Origin of the sequence: Nostoc sp. NMS7 (assembly GCF_017115085.1) — a bacterium.
GTDB lineage: Bacteria > Cyanobacteriota > Cyanobacteriia > Cyanobacteriales > Nostocaceae > Nostoc.
The window spans coordinates 20,319-36,106 of the sequence record NZ_JABXKJ010000238.1 but is presented as its reverse complement, the minus strand read 5'-3'; the positions used below and the strand labels follow the sequence as shown (position 1 = coordinate 36,106).

General features: G+C 42.4%; 12 protein-coding genes. 6 read left to right on the top strand and 6 right to left on the bottom strand.

Going from position 1 to position 15,788, the window contains the following annotated elements; genetic code table 11:
* Positions 1-157 precede the first annotated feature (157 nt).
* From HWQ38_RS31755 to HWQ38_RS31745, 3 genes are all read left to right on the top strand, one after another.
* Positions 158-1,123: an NAD(P)-dependent oxidoreductase gene (locus tag HWQ38_RS31755; RefSeq protein ID WP_292801800.1), complete on the top strand. Its 966-nt coding sequence runs from the start codon at positions 158-160 to the stop codon at positions 1,121-1,123.
* A 224-nt stretch (positions 1,124-1,347) separates the two neighbouring features.
* Positions 1,348-2,946 carry a B12-binding domain-containing radical SAM protein gene (locus HWQ38_RS31750; protein ID WP_292801798.1) on the top strand — a complete coding sequence of 533 codons (1,599 nt, stop codon included), beginning with the start codon at positions 1,348-1,350 and terminating at the stop codon, positions 2,944-2,946.
* A gap of 551 nt (positions 2,947-3,497) precedes the next feature.
* Positions 3,498-4,271 (top strand): DUF4114 domain-containing protein, encoded by a 774-nt coding sequence (locus tag HWQ38_RS31745; RefSeq protein ID WP_292801796.1) that lies wholly within the window; start codon positions 3,498-3,500, stop codon positions 4,269-4,271.
* A gap of 119 nt (positions 4,272-4,390) precedes the next feature.
* Here the strand turns inward: HWQ38_RS31745 and HWQ38_RS31740 are convergent, their stop codons facing one another.
* The gene (locus HWQ38_RS31740) at positions 4,391-5,659 is read right to left on the bottom strand and encodes a tetratricopeptide repeat protein (protein WP_292801794.1); all 1,269 of its coding nucleotides are present in this window, start codon (positions 5,657-5,659) and stop codon (positions 4,391-4,393) included.
* A gap of 83 nt (positions 5,660-5,742) precedes the next feature.
* Here HWQ38_RS31740 and HWQ38_RS31735 point away from each other — a divergent pair, with 83 nt between their 5' ends.
* Positions 5,743-6,909: a pyridoxal phosphate-dependent aminotransferase gene (locus tag HWQ38_RS31735; protein ID WP_292801793.1), complete on the top strand. Its 1,167-nt coding sequence runs from the start codon at positions 5,743-5,745 to the stop codon at positions 6,907-6,909.
* Between the two features lie 491 nt (positions 6,910-7,400).
* Complete coding sequence (locus HWQ38_RS31730; RefSeq protein ID WP_292801792.1) at positions 7,401-8,102, top strand: hypothetical protein; 702 nt, start codon at positions 7,401-7,403, stop codon at positions 8,100-8,102.
* 196 nt (positions 8,103-8,298) lie between these two features.
* Here HWQ38_RS31730 and HWQ38_RS31725 read toward each other — a convergent pair whose 3' ends face one another.
* The 4 genes from HWQ38_RS31725 to HWQ38_RS31710 form a co-directional block, all read right to left on the bottom strand.
* On the bottom strand, positions 8,299-10,845 hold the full coding sequence (locus HWQ38_RS31725; RefSeq protein ID WP_292801790.1) for a hypothetical protein: 2,547 nt from the start codon (positions 10,843-10,845) through the stop codon (positions 8,299-8,301).
* A gap of 561 nt (positions 10,846-11,406) precedes the next feature.
* A complete protein-coding gene (cobO, locus tag HWQ38_RS31720) occupies positions 11,407-12,084 on the bottom strand; it encodes a cob(I)yrinic acid a,c-diamide adenosyltransferase (RefSeq protein ID WP_292801788.1) in 678 nt (225 codons plus the stop codon).
* Positions 12,085-12,441: 357 nt separating this feature from the next.
* Positions 12,442-12,897, bottom strand: coding sequence for a GFA family protein (locus HWQ38_RS31715; protein WP_292801786.1), 456 nt, complete (start codon positions 12,895-12,897; stop codon positions 12,442-12,444).
* 138 nt (positions 12,898-13,035) lie between these two features.
* A complete protein-coding gene (locus tag HWQ38_RS31710; RefSeq protein ID WP_292801784.1) occupies positions 13,036-14,304 on the bottom strand; it encodes a plasmid pRiA4b ORF-3 family protein in 1,269 nt (422 codons plus the stop codon).
* Positions 14,305-14,463: 159 nt separating this feature from the next.
* On the opposite strand from HWQ38_RS31710, the gene HWQ38_RS31705 reads away from it, so the two are divergent.
* Positions 14,464-15,000 (top strand): nucleotidyltransferase family protein, encoded by a 537-nt coding sequence (locus HWQ38_RS31705; RefSeq protein WP_292801782.1) that lies wholly within the window; start codon positions 14,464-14,466, stop codon positions 14,998-15,000.
* Positions 15,001-15,256: 256 nt separating this feature from the next.
* On the opposite strand, the gene HWQ38_RS31700 is transcribed toward HWQ38_RS31705, so the two are convergent.
* Positions 15,257-15,700, bottom strand: coding sequence for a (2Fe-2S) ferredoxin domain-containing protein (locus HWQ38_RS31700; protein WP_292801780.1), 444 nt, complete (start codon positions 15,698-15,700; stop codon positions 15,257-15,259).
* Positions 15,701-15,788: the final 88 nt, after the last annotated feature.

Sequence of the window (15,788 nt, the reverse complement as noted above, 5' to 3'; positions counted from 1 at the left end):
TAGGAGTTATGAGTTATGAAGTTATCAGCTGTGAGGTGCAGAGTTATTTTTAACTTCTCACTTCTAACTCCTAACTTTATTAATAACTCCTGATTCGGAACTTTTAACTTTATTTTTAACTCTTTAATTTTAACTGCTAACGTTTGATAAATTATTTATGAGCCAGAAACGGATTTTAGTGACTGGTGCAAGTGGTTGTATAGGTCATTATTTAACAGAAGCCTTAATTAAAGAAACAGATTACGAACTGTATCTACTAGTTAGGAACCCAAGTAAACTGCAAGTTGATACCAAGGCACGTTCAGGCATCAACGTTTTACAAGGTGATATGCAAAATATTCACCAGTTTGCCGATTTACTATCTACGATTGATACGGCGGTACTCACAGCCACAGCTTGGGGTGGTAATGAGACATTTGATATTAATGTCGTCAAGACTATAGAGTTGCTCGAACTGCTAGATCCAGAACGCTGCCAGCAGGTGATTTATTTTTCCACAGCTAGCGTTTTGGATCGCTACAATCAACCATTAAAAGAAGCCGGGGAAATTGGTACAGATTACATCCGTTCCAAATATGAGTGCTTACATCAAAAAGAAAAATTAGCGATCGCACCCAAAATCACCACACTATTTCCGACTTTAGTAGTGGGCGGTGATGCCAATAAACCCTATTCTCACCTCACATCGGGCATTCCAGAAGTTACAAAATATATTAATTTGATTCGCTTTTTGGAAGCAGATGGCAGTTTTCACTTTATCCACGGACGAGACATTGCCACTGTCGTGCGATATTTAATTGATCATCCTCCCGAAAATAATCAATCACGTCGGTTTGTTTTAGGTCAAGCACAGTTAACAGCTAATCAAGCAGTGGAAGAAGTTTGTGCTTATCTGGGCAAAAAGATTTCCTTTCGCATTCCCATATCTTTAGCATTGGCTAATTTAATTATCGTTCTGTTCCGCATTCAGATGGCCGCTTGGGATCGGTTTTGCATGAACTATCGGCATTTCACCTATGAAAAGGCGATTAATCCTAGCAGTTTCGGCTTGCCAAATTATTGTGCAACCATGAGTGATGTTTTAAAAATTAGTGGCATTGAACGTACTAAAAACTGGATATAATCAGTAGCTTTTGACAACAGTTGTAAAAAATTACCAGCAAAATAACGTATTCTATAGAAACTCCACTCCTCAAACTTTGCGTCCCTCTGCGCTTTACTTTGCGTCCCTCTGCGTTTAAAAAATCCACAACCTTATACAAAACTTAGTAAACGCGAATAAAAAGTCAATAACTCTTAATTTTCGTTAGAGTGGGATAACAATCAAAGTGTGAGGATTGATACTACATGCGAATCTTGTTAGTGTATCCGATATTTCCCAAAACCTTTTGGTCTTATGAAAAAATCTTAGAGTTAGTCGATCGCAAAGTTTTATTACCACCTCTGGGTTTAGTAACAGTAGCCGCAATTCTGCCCCAAGAATGGGAATTCAAACTAGTCGATCGCAACATCCGCCCAGCAACAGAAGCAGAATGGGCATGGGCAGATGTCGTAATCCTCTCCGCGATGATTGTCCAGAAACAAGATTTACTCGACCAAATTCAGGAAGCAAAAAAACGTGGCAAGCTAGTCGCAGTTGGCGGACCCTACCCCACCTCTGTACCTCATGAAGTTGAAAATGTGGGCGCAGATTTTCTAATTCTGGATGAAGGGGAAATTACGCTACCCATGTTTATTGAGGCAATCCAACGGGGAGACACATCTGGCACTTTCCGCGCCACAGAAAAACCTGATGTCACAAGCACACCAATACCCCGTTTTGATTTATTAGAATTGAATGCCTATGACATGATGTCAGTGCAGTTTTCGCGTGGGTGTCCCTTCCAATGCGAATTTTGCGACATTATTGTTCTCTACGGGCGCAAACCGCGCACCAAAACCCCAGCACAACTGTTAGCAGAATTAGATTATCTCTATGAATTGGGTTGGCGGCGGGGTGTGTTCATGGTAGATGATAACTTTATTGGCAACAAGCGAAATGTGAAATTGTTGCTGAAAGAGTTAAAAGTCTGGATGGCAGAACACAAATATCCCTTCCGGTTTGACACTGAAGCTTCAATTGACTTAGCAGAAGATGCAGAAATGTTGGAGTTGATGGTTGAGTGTGGTTTCGCGGCGGTGTTTTTGGGAATCGAAACGCCGGATGAGGATAGTTTGCAAATGACCAAAAAGTTTCAAAATACTCGCAGTTCCCTAACTGAGTCAGTGCAAACCATCACCAAAGCCGGATTACGCCCAATGGCTGGGTTTATTATCGGCTTTGATGGCGAAAAAGCAGGTGCAGGCGATCGCATTGTCCGCTTTGCAGAACAAGCAGCAATTCCCTCTACAACCTTTGCGATGTTGCAAGCGTTACCAAATACCGCGCTTTGGCATCGCCTGAAAAGAGAAGGACGACTACGGGAAAATCAAGATGGCAACATCAACCAGACAACATTGATGAACTTTCTCCCCACCCGTCCCCTAGAAGAACTTGCCAGAGAATATATTGAGGCATTCTGTACTTTATACGACCCAGTGCAGTACTTAGATCGTACCTATCGCTGTTTCTTAATGATGGGTTTGCCGAGTTGGAAAGCGCCAGCAAAAATGCCAGAGTTAGTAGTTGTGAAAGCACTGCTGACTGTAATTTGGCGACAAGGCATCAAACGAGAAACCCGTTGGAAGTTCTGGCATCATTTGTTCAGCATTATCAAGCGTAACCCTGGAGTTGTTGAGCATTATATTGCCGCTTGTGCCCACAACGAGCATTTTCTAGAGTATCGCCAAATCGTGCGCGATCAAATCGAAAGTCAGCTTGCAGAATATCTAGCGCAAGGTGCAGAAAAGCCTTATGTCCTAGTGAAGGAAAAAGTAGAAGAAAAAGCTGAAGCGGTAGTCAGTTAGGTGTTGTAACGGTTAATAGGTAATAGTAAGACTCTATTTTCTCTTTTCTGTAACTCTTTTTTGAAGAATTGGTATAATTACAGCCCATGATTTGAGAGTTACAAAGCAGTAGTACTACAAAGTTAGGGATACTAGTGAGTACCCCTAACTTTTTTAGGTTTTGGACTTTAACTATCAACATTACACATCTAATTTTAATAAAAAATATACATTAGACTTCTTGCATAAATCAAAAAAAGAACCCCTCCCCGCAGGCGGAGAGGGGCTGGGGGTGGGGTGTTAGGGACTTTTGCAAGAGGTCTATTTTCGATAAAAGTCTCATTATCTATTAAATTTAAACACTGAATCATAATGACAGTACATGAGGTGATTAATTCAGTCCCTTTTTCAGTAAAAATACTTTAAATAAAGAGCTATTTAAATATACAAACAAAAGCCAAAATAAAGATTGACTTTGCCAAAGCATAGCTGTTAGAACTTAAGTAGCGAGACGGACGGGGTGCTAAAAATATTACTGTCTAAATTGTTTTCCCTACTTAATGAATTCTGATATGAAAGCTACTTTGTTGACTGCCTTGATTGCCGCTACAGCTACCTTGACCGGATTAGTTGCCAAAGTAGAAACTGCATCTGCTGCTGATTTTACTTGGAATAATGCTTGGACTCAACCAACGATATATCATGAATCTGCAACTGGTTTTAACAACACTCCTTTTCAACAATTTGTCCAAAAAGAAGGCTTTAAAGTCCTAGACAGCGCAAAACTTCAATTAGACCCTAATAAATTAAAGCTAAAATACGACTCCGACGTATCTGTTTTCTTCATCAATGAGGGCGCTAGTTTTAGAAACCAGTTAGCCTTTAATGCCACAACAGCAACTACTAGCAATTCTGGGCTGCTTTTTAAGGATGCTTCTTGTGGCGGAGTTGGGTGTATGATGAGCGGCGGCGATGCTGTACTACAGTTAGGTGATAAAGTAAAAGTTGGTAATATTGCCGCAGGTACTCAACTCGACTTCTTTTTGAAAACTGGTGCTAGCAAGATCCTTGGTACTCAAACTGCCTCGAATGGTGACGGACTAAACCACGTACTCGCTTATAGTTATAACAACTACATCATCCTGGGATTTGAGGATGTATACGGAACCGCAAGCGACCGTGACTTTAATGATCTTGTCGTCGTTCTTGATATCGGCGAGGCAAATGTTAAAGCGCTAATGGGCACTAGCATTCCTGAACCATCTGTTACTCTGTCAATGTTTGCAGTGGCAGCAGTTAGCATGTTTGGATTGCGCCGTCGCCTTCAAACTTGCAATTCTAACTAAACTTTGAAACCTTCTTAATATCCGGTGCGTTTAGTTCATTGGAAAATAGCAAGTGATTAATCGCATTTTCACCCGTACATTTCTACAGGTGAATTTTCGTGTATACTACCATTTATATTTTATCTCCCGCGATCGCGTTCTAAATCATCAATAACTTTTTGCAAATACCACTCGTCTGACATCCCAGGATGATAATCCTGCTTCTGTTGAATCAATCGTTCGGCAATTTCCCAATATCCCCCAACCATTCGCAAAAGTCGCTGACGTAGCAGATTATATTTTTGCTTTTTTGTCTCTGGACTAAATTTATGGATTTTTTCTAGGCTACTTATGACTTGTTGATAATTTCCCCAGTCTTCTTGTTCACAAAAGATACTCGCCGCCCGTTGATAATCTTCCACGGCGTTTTGGATTTCTTCTAAACAAGTATAAGCAATGCCGCGATTGTAGTAAGCTTGAGCATCATCGGGATTGATTTGCAGCGCTTTGGTGTAATCTGGAATTGCACCGAGATAATTGCCCGTTGACCGATAGGCATTACCTCTGGCAATATAAACTAAGGCATCTTCAGGTTGAATCTGGAGTGCTTGGTTAAAATCCGCGATCGCACCTTGATGATCTCCCAATATAGAACGGGCTTTGCCTCGGTTGCGATAGACAATCGCATCTGGAAAATTTAGTCGCAATGCTTGATTAAAATCTGCGATCGCTTCTCGATAATTCCCCATTTTACAACGCACAACCCCACGACAGCAGTAAGCTTGGGCATCTTGCGGATCGGCTTTTAATAGCCAGTTTAAATCAGCCACTGCCTCTTGGGTATCTCCCTTTTCCGCTTTTTCTAATAATTGCGTAAAATATTCATTTGTGGATAAAATTGGCGCATTGGTGGAATGTGATTGCTGTACAACAGGTAATTCTTTGGGTTGCAGCTGTTTAATTAGTTCCAGACAAAGGCGGCAATTCTCTTTATCCTGTTGCTCTAGATATAATTGTGCAGCTTTTTTAAAATTAGCGATCGCATCTTGAATATAACCCTGTTTGCGCCGCACTATCCCCCGCAGATTATAAGCAGCAGCATAATTCAGATTCAGACGAATAGCACGGTCAACATCCTCCAGCGCCCCCGGTAAATTTTTCAGCGCCACCCTTGCCAATCCACGACAATAATATGCCTCTACACTCTCAGGATTAAGCTTGAGGATTTCAGTATAATCTGAAACAGCGTTAACGATTGCCCCTGAGTCATAATATGCCAAACCCCGTTGCAAGTAAGCTTCAGTAAAGTAAGGTGTCAGTTCTAAAGCATGGTTAAATTCTTCAATTGCTCCAGCGTAGTCCTTTCGCCTAGCCTTTTCCAATCCTCTATTGTAGAATTCGTCAGTCATGGCATTTATTTGGTTGAACAAATCTTGGTAGAGATTCTAGGATATCCTTAGATCAGTGAAAGATTTGCCAAAAAAAAGTAAGAATGAAGCTGGCAGCAAGAGTAAGTCAGGTAACACCTTCATTAACCTTAGCGATCGCAGCCAAGGCTAAGGCTCTGAAGGCAGAAGGAATAGATGTTTGTAGTTTTAGCGCTGGAGAACCAGATTTTGATACTCCAGCGCATATCAAAACCGCAGCAGTAAAGGCTTTGGATGAAGGCAAAACCAAGTACGGTGCAGCAGCCGGAGAACCAAAGTTAAGGGAAGCGATCGCCCATAAGCTTAAAATTGATAACGGTCTTGATTACAAGTCAGAAAATGTCCTCGTCAGCAATGGCGGTAAGCATTCTCTGTACAACTTAATAGTGGCGCTAATCGATCCCGGTGATCAGGTAATTATCCCTGCTCCCTACTGGCTAAGTTATCCCGAAATGGTGACTTTAGCCGGTGGAGTTTCGGTGATTGTACCCACAGATGCCACGACTGGTTATAAAATTACGCCCGAACAACTCCGTAAAGCAATCACGCCTAAGACGAAGTTATTTATCCTCAACTCCCCATCTAATCCTACGGGAATGGTTTACACGCCAGATGAAATCAAAGCACTGGCGAAGGTAATAGTTGATACAGATATCCTTGTCGTCTCTGATGAGATTTACGAAAAGATTCTCTACGACGGTGCAGAACATATCAGCATCGGTTCTCTAGGGAAGGAAATTTTTGACCGCACTTTGATTAGTAATGGTTTTGCCAAGGCTTATTCGATGACTGGGTGGAGACTTGGTTATTTAGCAGGGCCAGTGGAAATTATTAAAGCTGCGAGTACCATCCAAGGACATAGTACATCTAACGTGTGTACCTTTGCCCAATATGGTGCGATCGCGGCGCTACAAAGTCCTCAAGATTGTGTCGAAGAAATGCGCCAAGCCTTCGCCAAACGCCGACAGGTAATGCTAGAAAGACTCAACGCCATTCCCGGATTGAGTACCGCCTCACCAGATGGCGCTTTTTATCTGTTCCCTGATATCAGCAAAACCGGTCTAAAATCCCTAGAATTTTCTGACGCTTTGCTGGAAGAATATCAAGTTGCAGTCATTCCTGGAATTGCCTTTGGTGCTGATGACAACATTCGCCTTTCCTACGCCACAGATATGGCGACGATTGAAAAGGGAATGGATCGATTAGAGAAATTTGTCAAGTCGCGTATTTAAACCACATCTATAGGAGTCATATTTGATTTTTTAAATATAGGTAGTGGCGTGACAAGGCTAAAATGGTGTCATTCGTGGTAGGGTGCGTTAGGCTTTAAGATCACCGACTTCAAGATCCCCGACTTCTTTGAGAAGTCGGGGATCTGCGACTTGCACTTCTACGGAGACAAATCTGAGAAAAAATATCAGTATTTTTCCTACCAGAAAAATCTCAAATGCAAGATGTCAAAAATTCAATGTTAATTGAGAAGGTTGAATTTGTGATTAACCTCACCCAATGGGATGAATCTATTGGATGAACAATAAATACTCTAACTGATGGTAATCTAAGATTATTGAAGTAAGTTAAATGAAAACTTTATTTTTTGACAGTTTTCTTTTTTGGACAATAGTAATATTAAGTCGTTAACAGAGTCTTTGACAATTAAGACTTGGTTATAGTTTAAGTAGGTTATAGAGAACTTAGTTAGTTTTTTAACAGGAGAAGTAGGGTGCTTAACAACCTTCATCAATTATTATCTCCCCGTCAGTGGGGAATTTCCCTCGCGGGCTTAGGCTTACTTCTCGGTTTGGGCTTTATAGGCAAGCAAACTCAAGTAGTATCAGTTACAAATTCTCGATTATCATCGCCTCAAATTGAGAAAAGCTCCGAACCCTCTCTTCTGTCGCAGCTAAGAAGAGTTCGAGACCAGAGAAGTCAACTTAATGCGGATTCTGGAGATAGAGAGCTTTTTGGCCATAAGATCGGCAAAACACAAACTACAATCACCGCGCTGGTTCCAGGTTCTCAGGGAGCGACAAAAGGCGCGGGAGTTTTGCAACAAGCGAATTTTCCTGAAAAAGATGGGGTTTATCTCTATGGTCAATCCCCAAAACCAAATCAGCTTGGTCAAGCTTACATCATATTTCAAAAGCAGCAGGCTAAGGTAACGGGTGCATTGTATATGCCGCAATCAGAGTTTAATTGTTTTCAGGGTACACTCAACCCATCAGGAGAGCTGGCAATGACGGTTAATGGTTCAGCAAATGAAGCTAGTTCTACTCAGTCGAATCAGGTAGCTACAAGCAGTAGATTGCCTAAAGTCGGTGAAGACGAATCAAGTAGTTATGCTTACTCGGTGGCTCTGCAAGACTTTTACCGATTAAATTCTATCACTGCTAGCGATCGCCGCACATTGCAAATGTGCAAATAATCTCCAATACTAATCTACACAAAGCTAGTCAAATATAAATAAATTCCAAATCTTGATGATGAATCATGAATTTTTGAGTGTTTTCATAAATCGTCATTTATCATTACCTAATCTATTGCCTGAAGTGCCCCGACGATAAATCTGGATGTATCAGGGTTTGTGTAAAATGGTATTAAAGTTTGCTGTTCCAAATGAATTACGCTTGGATGATAAAATCTGATGCCGTGAGAGTTGGCGCACCAGTTAGAGTCGCAAACAAACCGCCACTCCCGAAACCAGGCGCACTGCCATTTTCGTTGTAGAACAATTGCCCACTCACCGGGTTGTAGACAATTTTCGCTGTGCTGGCTTGGCCGAAATTAGTGACTTGAAAATCATTGACATTACTAAAACCATTTCCCGCAACAGAGGCGATCGCGCTAAAGGTAGTCTTATCCACTACAATCTTATCAGCTTCAGAACTGTTGAAGTCACTAATCGTATCTAGACCAATAGCAGCGCCGTTAAAAGCAGCACTGGTGTTGTAAAGGAATCTGTCAGCACCCGCACCACCAGTGAGTACGTCATTACCAGCACCGCCAACCAGAGTATCATTACCCGTACCACCGATGAGGGTATCATTACCAGTATCACCCCGCAGCAAATCATTGCCATCCTTGCCGTCGATGATGTCATCACCTCCCTGACCATTAATCACATCATTGGAGTCGTAAAAACTCGTGATGTTATTGTTAAGGTCATTGAGGAAAGTCACAGTGTTCTTGTTAAACAAATTAGTTTGAGTGGAGTTGGCATCGAAGACATCAAAACTGTCAGCGATGCTGGTCTGTCCATCAAACAGGATATTGCCGATAGGTGGTCTGCTATACGATGCGGGTAAATTATCCAAGTTTTCTAGTTGAAAGTTTTGCAGGATGACTTTGGTGTTGCTTGTATCTTCAAAAGTGACTTCTAGATTCTTGCCATTTTGAGTTAATTGCAGATTTTTAGCAGTCAATCCCGAACCTGTAAAATCCAAGGTATCCACCTCGGCAATTACCGACGGTGAAGGTTTTGTGCCAATGCCGACGCCGACAAAGTCGGTGATGGTGTCGATGCCATCGCCAGGGCGAATCACAAATTTATCTTGACCACCGTTACCAGTGAGCTTGTCGTTACCAGCTTTGCCGTCGATGATGTTGTTGCCAATTGTGCCTACAAGAGTATCTATACCAGCAGTTCCCGTCAGGTTAATAATTGTGCTGCCACTAGCTACATTCTTCCCCCCAAACAGCACGTAGCTCTGCCCTGAAGAAGTGCCGGCATCTGGTGCCCCGATAATCAGGTCGTCAAAACCGTCGCCGTTGATGTCTCCCGCACTGCTCACAGAGGTGCCTGATTCGTCTTTTGCATTGATGCCGTTGATGGCAAAGCCGTTAGTGCCGTTGAGGGTGGAGAGGTTGAGTTGGGCACCAAAACCGGACTTGCTGCCAAACACCACGTAGCTCTGCCCTGAGAAGTCACCGTTGGGGGAGGCATTTGGTGCCCCGATAATCAGGTCAGCGATGCCGTCGCCGTTGATGTCTCCCGCACTGCTGACAGAGATGCCTGAGCCGTCATCTGCCTTGATGCCGTTGATGGCAAAGCCGTTAGTGCCGTTGAGGGTGGAGACGTTGACGCTGGCATCAAAACCCCCCTTGCTGCCAAACACCACATAGCTCTGCCCTGATCTATCGCCGTTGGGGGAGGCACTATATGCCCCGATAATGAGGTCAGCGATGCCGTCGCTGTTGATGTCTCCCGCACTGCTGACAGAGAAGCCTAATAAGTTATATTCATTACTACTGATGGTGTTGATGGCAAAGCCGTTAGTGCCGTTGAGGGTAGAGACGTTGAATTGGGCACCAAAACCGGACTTACTGCCAAACACCACGTAGCCCTGCTCTGAAAGCTCGCCGAAGGAGCCCTCTATCTCTGCCCCGATAATCAGGTCAGCGATGCCGTCGCCGTTGATGTCTCCTGCACTGCTGACAGAGTTCATTGAGAAGTCGCCTGCTTTGATGCTGTTGATGGCAAAGCCGTTAGTGCCGTTGAGGGTGGAGAGGTTGAATTGGGCACCAAAACCGGACTTACTGCCAAACACCACGTAGCCCTGCTCTGAAAGCTCGCCGAAGGAGCCCTCTATCTCTGCCCCGATAATCAGGTCAGCGATGCCGTCGCCGTTGATGTCTCCTGCACTGCTGACAGAGTTCATTGAGAAGTCGCCTGCTTTGATGCTGTTGATGGCAAAGCCGTTAGTGCCGTTGAGGGTGGAGAGGTTGAATTGGGCACCAAAACCGGACTTACTGCCAAACACCACGTAGCCCTGCTGTGAAAGCTCGCCGTCGGAGCCCTCAATATCTGTCCCGATAATCAGGTCGTCAATGCCGTCACCGTTGATGTCTCCCGCACTGCTGACAGAGAAGCCTGAATGGTCATTTGCTTTGATGCCGTTGATGACAAAGCCATTAGTACCGTTGAGCGTGGATAGGTTGACTTGGGCACCAAAACCGGACTTGCTGCCAAACACCACGTAGCTCTGCCCTGAGGAGTCACCGTTGGGGGAGGCATTATCTGCCCCGATAATCAGGTCAGCGATGCCGTCGCCGTTGATGTCTCCGGCACTGCTTACAGAACTACCTGAAAACTCATATGCATTGATACCGTTGATGACGAAGCCGTTAGTGCCGTTGAGGTTAGATAAGTTGAAAACTGAATTTGCCATGAGTTCGTTCTTTTGTTTCTACAACTAAAAATTTAAATAATTTCAGAACGACTATTAACTGTGAACGGTCTACACAATTAAATATACAACTTTTTAGGACTTACGCAAAAGTACACGCTGTAGCGGCAATTCATGAATTGCCGCTAAGAAGAAAATCACGCTTTTGGCTATTGTTTGCGTAAGTTCTGCTTTTATGTGGAAGAGGTTAGTTTAGATACTGCTCTGCTCATAAATTGCTATCACTCTACTGCGGTGAGGTTATCCATTGTCACCATCCGCCGAATTTCATCAGACTCAAACCCAATCATCATCGGACGACGAACTCCCGCTAGCACTGCAACGTCATGCGCGAAATGTAGAGAATGTAGAAGCGATCGCAAAGTGTCTGTTTTGAATTCATTAAGCTAATGAGCATTTAAGTTGCATAAAAGCAGGGCTGAAGCCCTTACTACAAGCGAATCATTCTGGAAAAATGAATGAAGATTAGCTTAGTAATTTTTGACAGCACAAAATCACCTCCATTACTCCTGCAATGGAAATCATTGCTGAATTCTTCTTTGTTTAATACTCAATTCCTGGTTGCGCCTTCACACCTTGATCGCGGAAGGGGTGCTTAACTAAGGTCATTTCGGTTACGAGGTCAGCACGCTCAATTAAAGCAGCCGGTGCGCCTCTACCTGTGAGAATAACGTGTTTGTTAGCTGGTTTTTGCGCCAAACCTGCTAAAACCTCTTCTACTGGTAAGTAAGACATTTTCAGGGCGATATTGATTTCGTCTAACAAGACCAGCTGAAAGTCTGGGTTGCGGATATATTCTAATGATTTCTCCCAGGCGGCGCTAGCTTTGTCGAGATCGCGATCGCGGTCTTGAGTTTCCCAGGTAAAGCCTTCGCCCATTGCGTGAAATTCTATCTGGTCTTCCCAATAGCTGAAAACCCTTTTTTCGGAAGGTTCCCAGCTACCTTTGATGAATTGGATGATCGCTACTTTATACCCGTGACCGAGCGATCGTAACACCATCCCCAAAGCCGCAGTAGTTTTACCCTTACCGTTACCAGTATTTACAATAATTAACCCTTTTTCTGGTACAGCTTCTGCGATGCGCTTCTCTTGGACTTCTTTGCGTCGCTGCATCTTTTTGCGGTACTGTTCATCAGTCAGAGATGAAGACATTACCTCATCAATCAAGCGCCCAATTTCTTGGTCTGGGTTCAATTCTTTCGGTGTGTCGTTTATCATCAACTTTGTCTAGAAATAACTGTTAAAAGTGTTGAGAATGAGCCAAAATCGTCTTACTTATCCAGTTTCACTTAAATCACTTGATTGGAAATATCCAGTAAGTTTTCATGTGAAATATTAATAGTGTGTTAGCTTTATTAATGATTTGCAGACAAGTAGAAATATATATGATACACAAGCTGAACTTATAATTTGGGTTGACTATTACTGTTTGAAAAAATTTAATATGTTCATTAAAGTAGTTTACCAGTAAAAATTTATTATTATCTCCTTTGGTACAGTTATGAGTTAGACTACCAACCGAGAGCGTTGATTTAAGTGCCAGAGGTATGATGTCTGATATCGGGAGTTGTGCATTTATGGATGTTGTTGTTTCCATTTTTCCCATAAAGGCTGCCTATCCTCTGGTTGCCCGTCATAGTTGAGTAATTGGTCTGAAATTATCACCCATGACTGGGCACTGCGTGTCCAAATGTTACCTACTGGGCGTAACCAACTTGTATCATCCAAGGTTCCGGCTTTGACATTGATAGTATTTGAGTTGTAAGTCCGTTCATGGAACAATCGCGTTCCGCAGTCGCCACAGAATAGGTTATTTACTTCACGTCCGCTATCATTTTTCCGAGTCCAAGCTTTCGGTTTTCCCTGGACAATTACAACAGCATCTCGTAGGACTGTGAGAGACATTCCAAAGGCACTAGACGATTGTTTTTGACACTCTTTGCAGTGGCATAAGTAAAGGGTTAACGGTTGGGCATGAATTTCATAACGAATCTGTCCACATTGACAACCTCCAGTATATGGAAGACTCACAGGTTTTATCTCCTGATAATTTGTGTTGGTTTATTGTAACTAAAGCTATCTCAATTTTAAAGCTGGTTGTCGCAGACACAAACAAAAAACACGGGGACATAAGGACATTTTAATTCTCCACGCCTCCCTAAATCTTCCTCATTCTTCATCTTCCTCCGATTCATCATCCTCACTCCAATACTGTTGAGGTGCATTTCCGTGAACTTCTAAAATTTTTGCTTTTTTGATTTTGTTATCAGGTGGATTAATTGCTTCTAACTGCACATCAAATTTCCAGTTGTCACCAAAATCATAAAGATAAGTCATTTTAGTACCCGGTTTGAGAGACAAATCACCAATTTGCACTTGGTCTGCAAATGGGGGTGTTTCCATATAGGGATGACCGATTTTGATTATGCGGCCAAAATGGTCTTTATAACTAAACTCATACAGGTGATCGTAATCAAAGTCAAAAGCATCAAGAATTGTCTCTGCTAGCCAGCCTAATGGTTTTTTTGCTGGTATGGCAATGCGTCTCCAAGCCTGAGAAATGGACACTTTAAAAATATAAATACCATCAGTGAAGCCTTGGCTTGGAACAAATAAATTATGCTCCCATTCTGGAAAAAATGGTTGAAAATGTGGCTGCAATTTTCCAAAAATCACATTTACCTCATCCTGTAATTCTCCTCGTATACCCAATGGAAAGAGTAATTGCAACAGAGCATCACCAAAGGGCAAGCGTTGTAAACTAGTAATGCGCCAGCCCTTGCCTTCTTGTGGTTTTCCATGTTTGATAGATAACAATCCAAATAACTCTAATAGGGCAACGTTATGTAGACCAGGGTAATAACTAATATCGTGTTGGTCTTCATATTTAGGAAATTTTAAACCTTTATCTGGGACGCGAGTCCAAAGTTGAATGCATCTAAATAAATTCCCGAATGAGTCTTGATGTTCACCCAAAATTTCGTTATTTCCCCAAATTAACCAAGCTTCTAATAAGTTGAAATAGCGTTCTGTTGGGTTGAGATTTGACCATGATTCTAAGGTGGCTGCGTCTAATACTAAAATTTGCTTCTTACCTTGGGATCTAATTTGGGCTATCCCAGAACTGCGTAATAACAGATATAACCCATTAATATAGGGGTATGATTTCTGTACAGGGCGTTTGAGTTTAGTTTCAATTGGATGACTTAACCGAGAATTAAGTTCTGATAGTACTTTTAGGGGTAGAAGGTTATTAACACTACTAACTTCCACTCCATTTGGTTGTAAAAAATCTATCAGAGTTTGAAAGTTATGCCCAATCGTACCGGGTTGATTTTGATCAATACTGAGTTCTTGTAAAAGTTGTTGTTGTGACTCTGTTAGGGAAGGCAGTTCAGGATTGAGTGTGCGTTCTAGCCGCGCAAATAAATCTTCCATAAATAAAAGTTCTAAATTCTAAATTCACAATTTAACCTTCCGCAAAACTAAAAAACATCGACCCGCCAAGTGTCACCGCAGGACTATCAACACCCTAAGCTTAATGAAATGTGAATGATAATATTTTCACCTTCTACTTGACAATCCCAGGAATTTGATATGAATAGTAACACTCGTTTACAAATGATTTTAGCTGATACACGTATTGATATAGTATTAAGAGCGATCGCCCAACTAAATCTACCGAACTGGTGGTTAGCCGGAGGTGCAGTCCGAAACACCGTTTGGCATTCAATTTTTGGCGAGAATTGTCGGTTGGGTATTAAAGATTTTGATATTGCATTCTTTGATATAGAGGGGAACCGTTCCCAAGAACTAGCAGCAAAGGCGACTCTCACAGAACAATTTCCTCATGACCAATTTGATGTCAAAAATCAAGCTAGTTTTGCTCGTTGGCGTGTTGGCAGCAGACCTTACACTAGTACAGAGGATGCGATCGCAGATTGGCTGCACACTGCTACTGCTGTGGGAGTTCGACAAGATACACAAGGCCAATGGCAATTTTTCACTCCCTATGGGTTGGATGACTTGTTTGGTGGCATTATTCGACCTACGCCAGCACATACTCATAATTTAGATGGACAGAATAAGGCATCTGGGTTTTTAGAAAAGTGTCCTTATCTGCGGTTAGCGTAAAAGTTACAGTCGGGTTTCAGCCACTGGTTTCTGTTACAACTAAATATCTTACACCAGTTCCAATAACCGCCTCAGAATGAATTCTGAGGCTAATAGCTAAAGTCGTCTCAAGACGACTGATAACAATTCAAAATTCAAAATTCAAAATTGTACCCTTACAGGGAAGCAAGCTACGCGCAGCGTCTCCAAGAGTTGGGGTCTTACACCCTTTGATTTCCGATAAAATTCTGTACTAAGCGTTAGCAAAGCTTTGAAGTCACCCTTTATTCTGTTTGATGTATGAGTAGAGAAGTTCGCGATCGTTCTGAGGATTTACAATTAAGCATGGACTATTCCCGTGACTTCCATTACTTACAACAACAACAGTAATGCCCATCTGTGGACAAACCCCTAAACAACTGGTGCTAACGACCCGAAATTCACCCCATAATCCCTCAAATTTTAAACGCGATTTCAACCAATTCTCTAAGTCTTCGCAAGCTGTTGAGCTTCTGCTAGTTGGATGAAAACTATTTGGTTGCTCGTTTGCACATTGGGAACACACAAGCACCAAACCAGACTCCCATCGGGGAAAAACACTAGGAATAGATGTGTCTAACCGGCGAAAATTTATTAAGGGCGATGTCTGCTGAGAATTGGATGCAAACCTCTTGAGGATACGTTGGAGCAATGCCTTAATACGCTGGATCAGTTTTTTCATAGACGACCATACCTATTCTCTCAGAAAGAGAATAATATAAGTTTCCCGTTTAGTCTGTTCTAGTAGATCACTAACCGATTCATGCCCC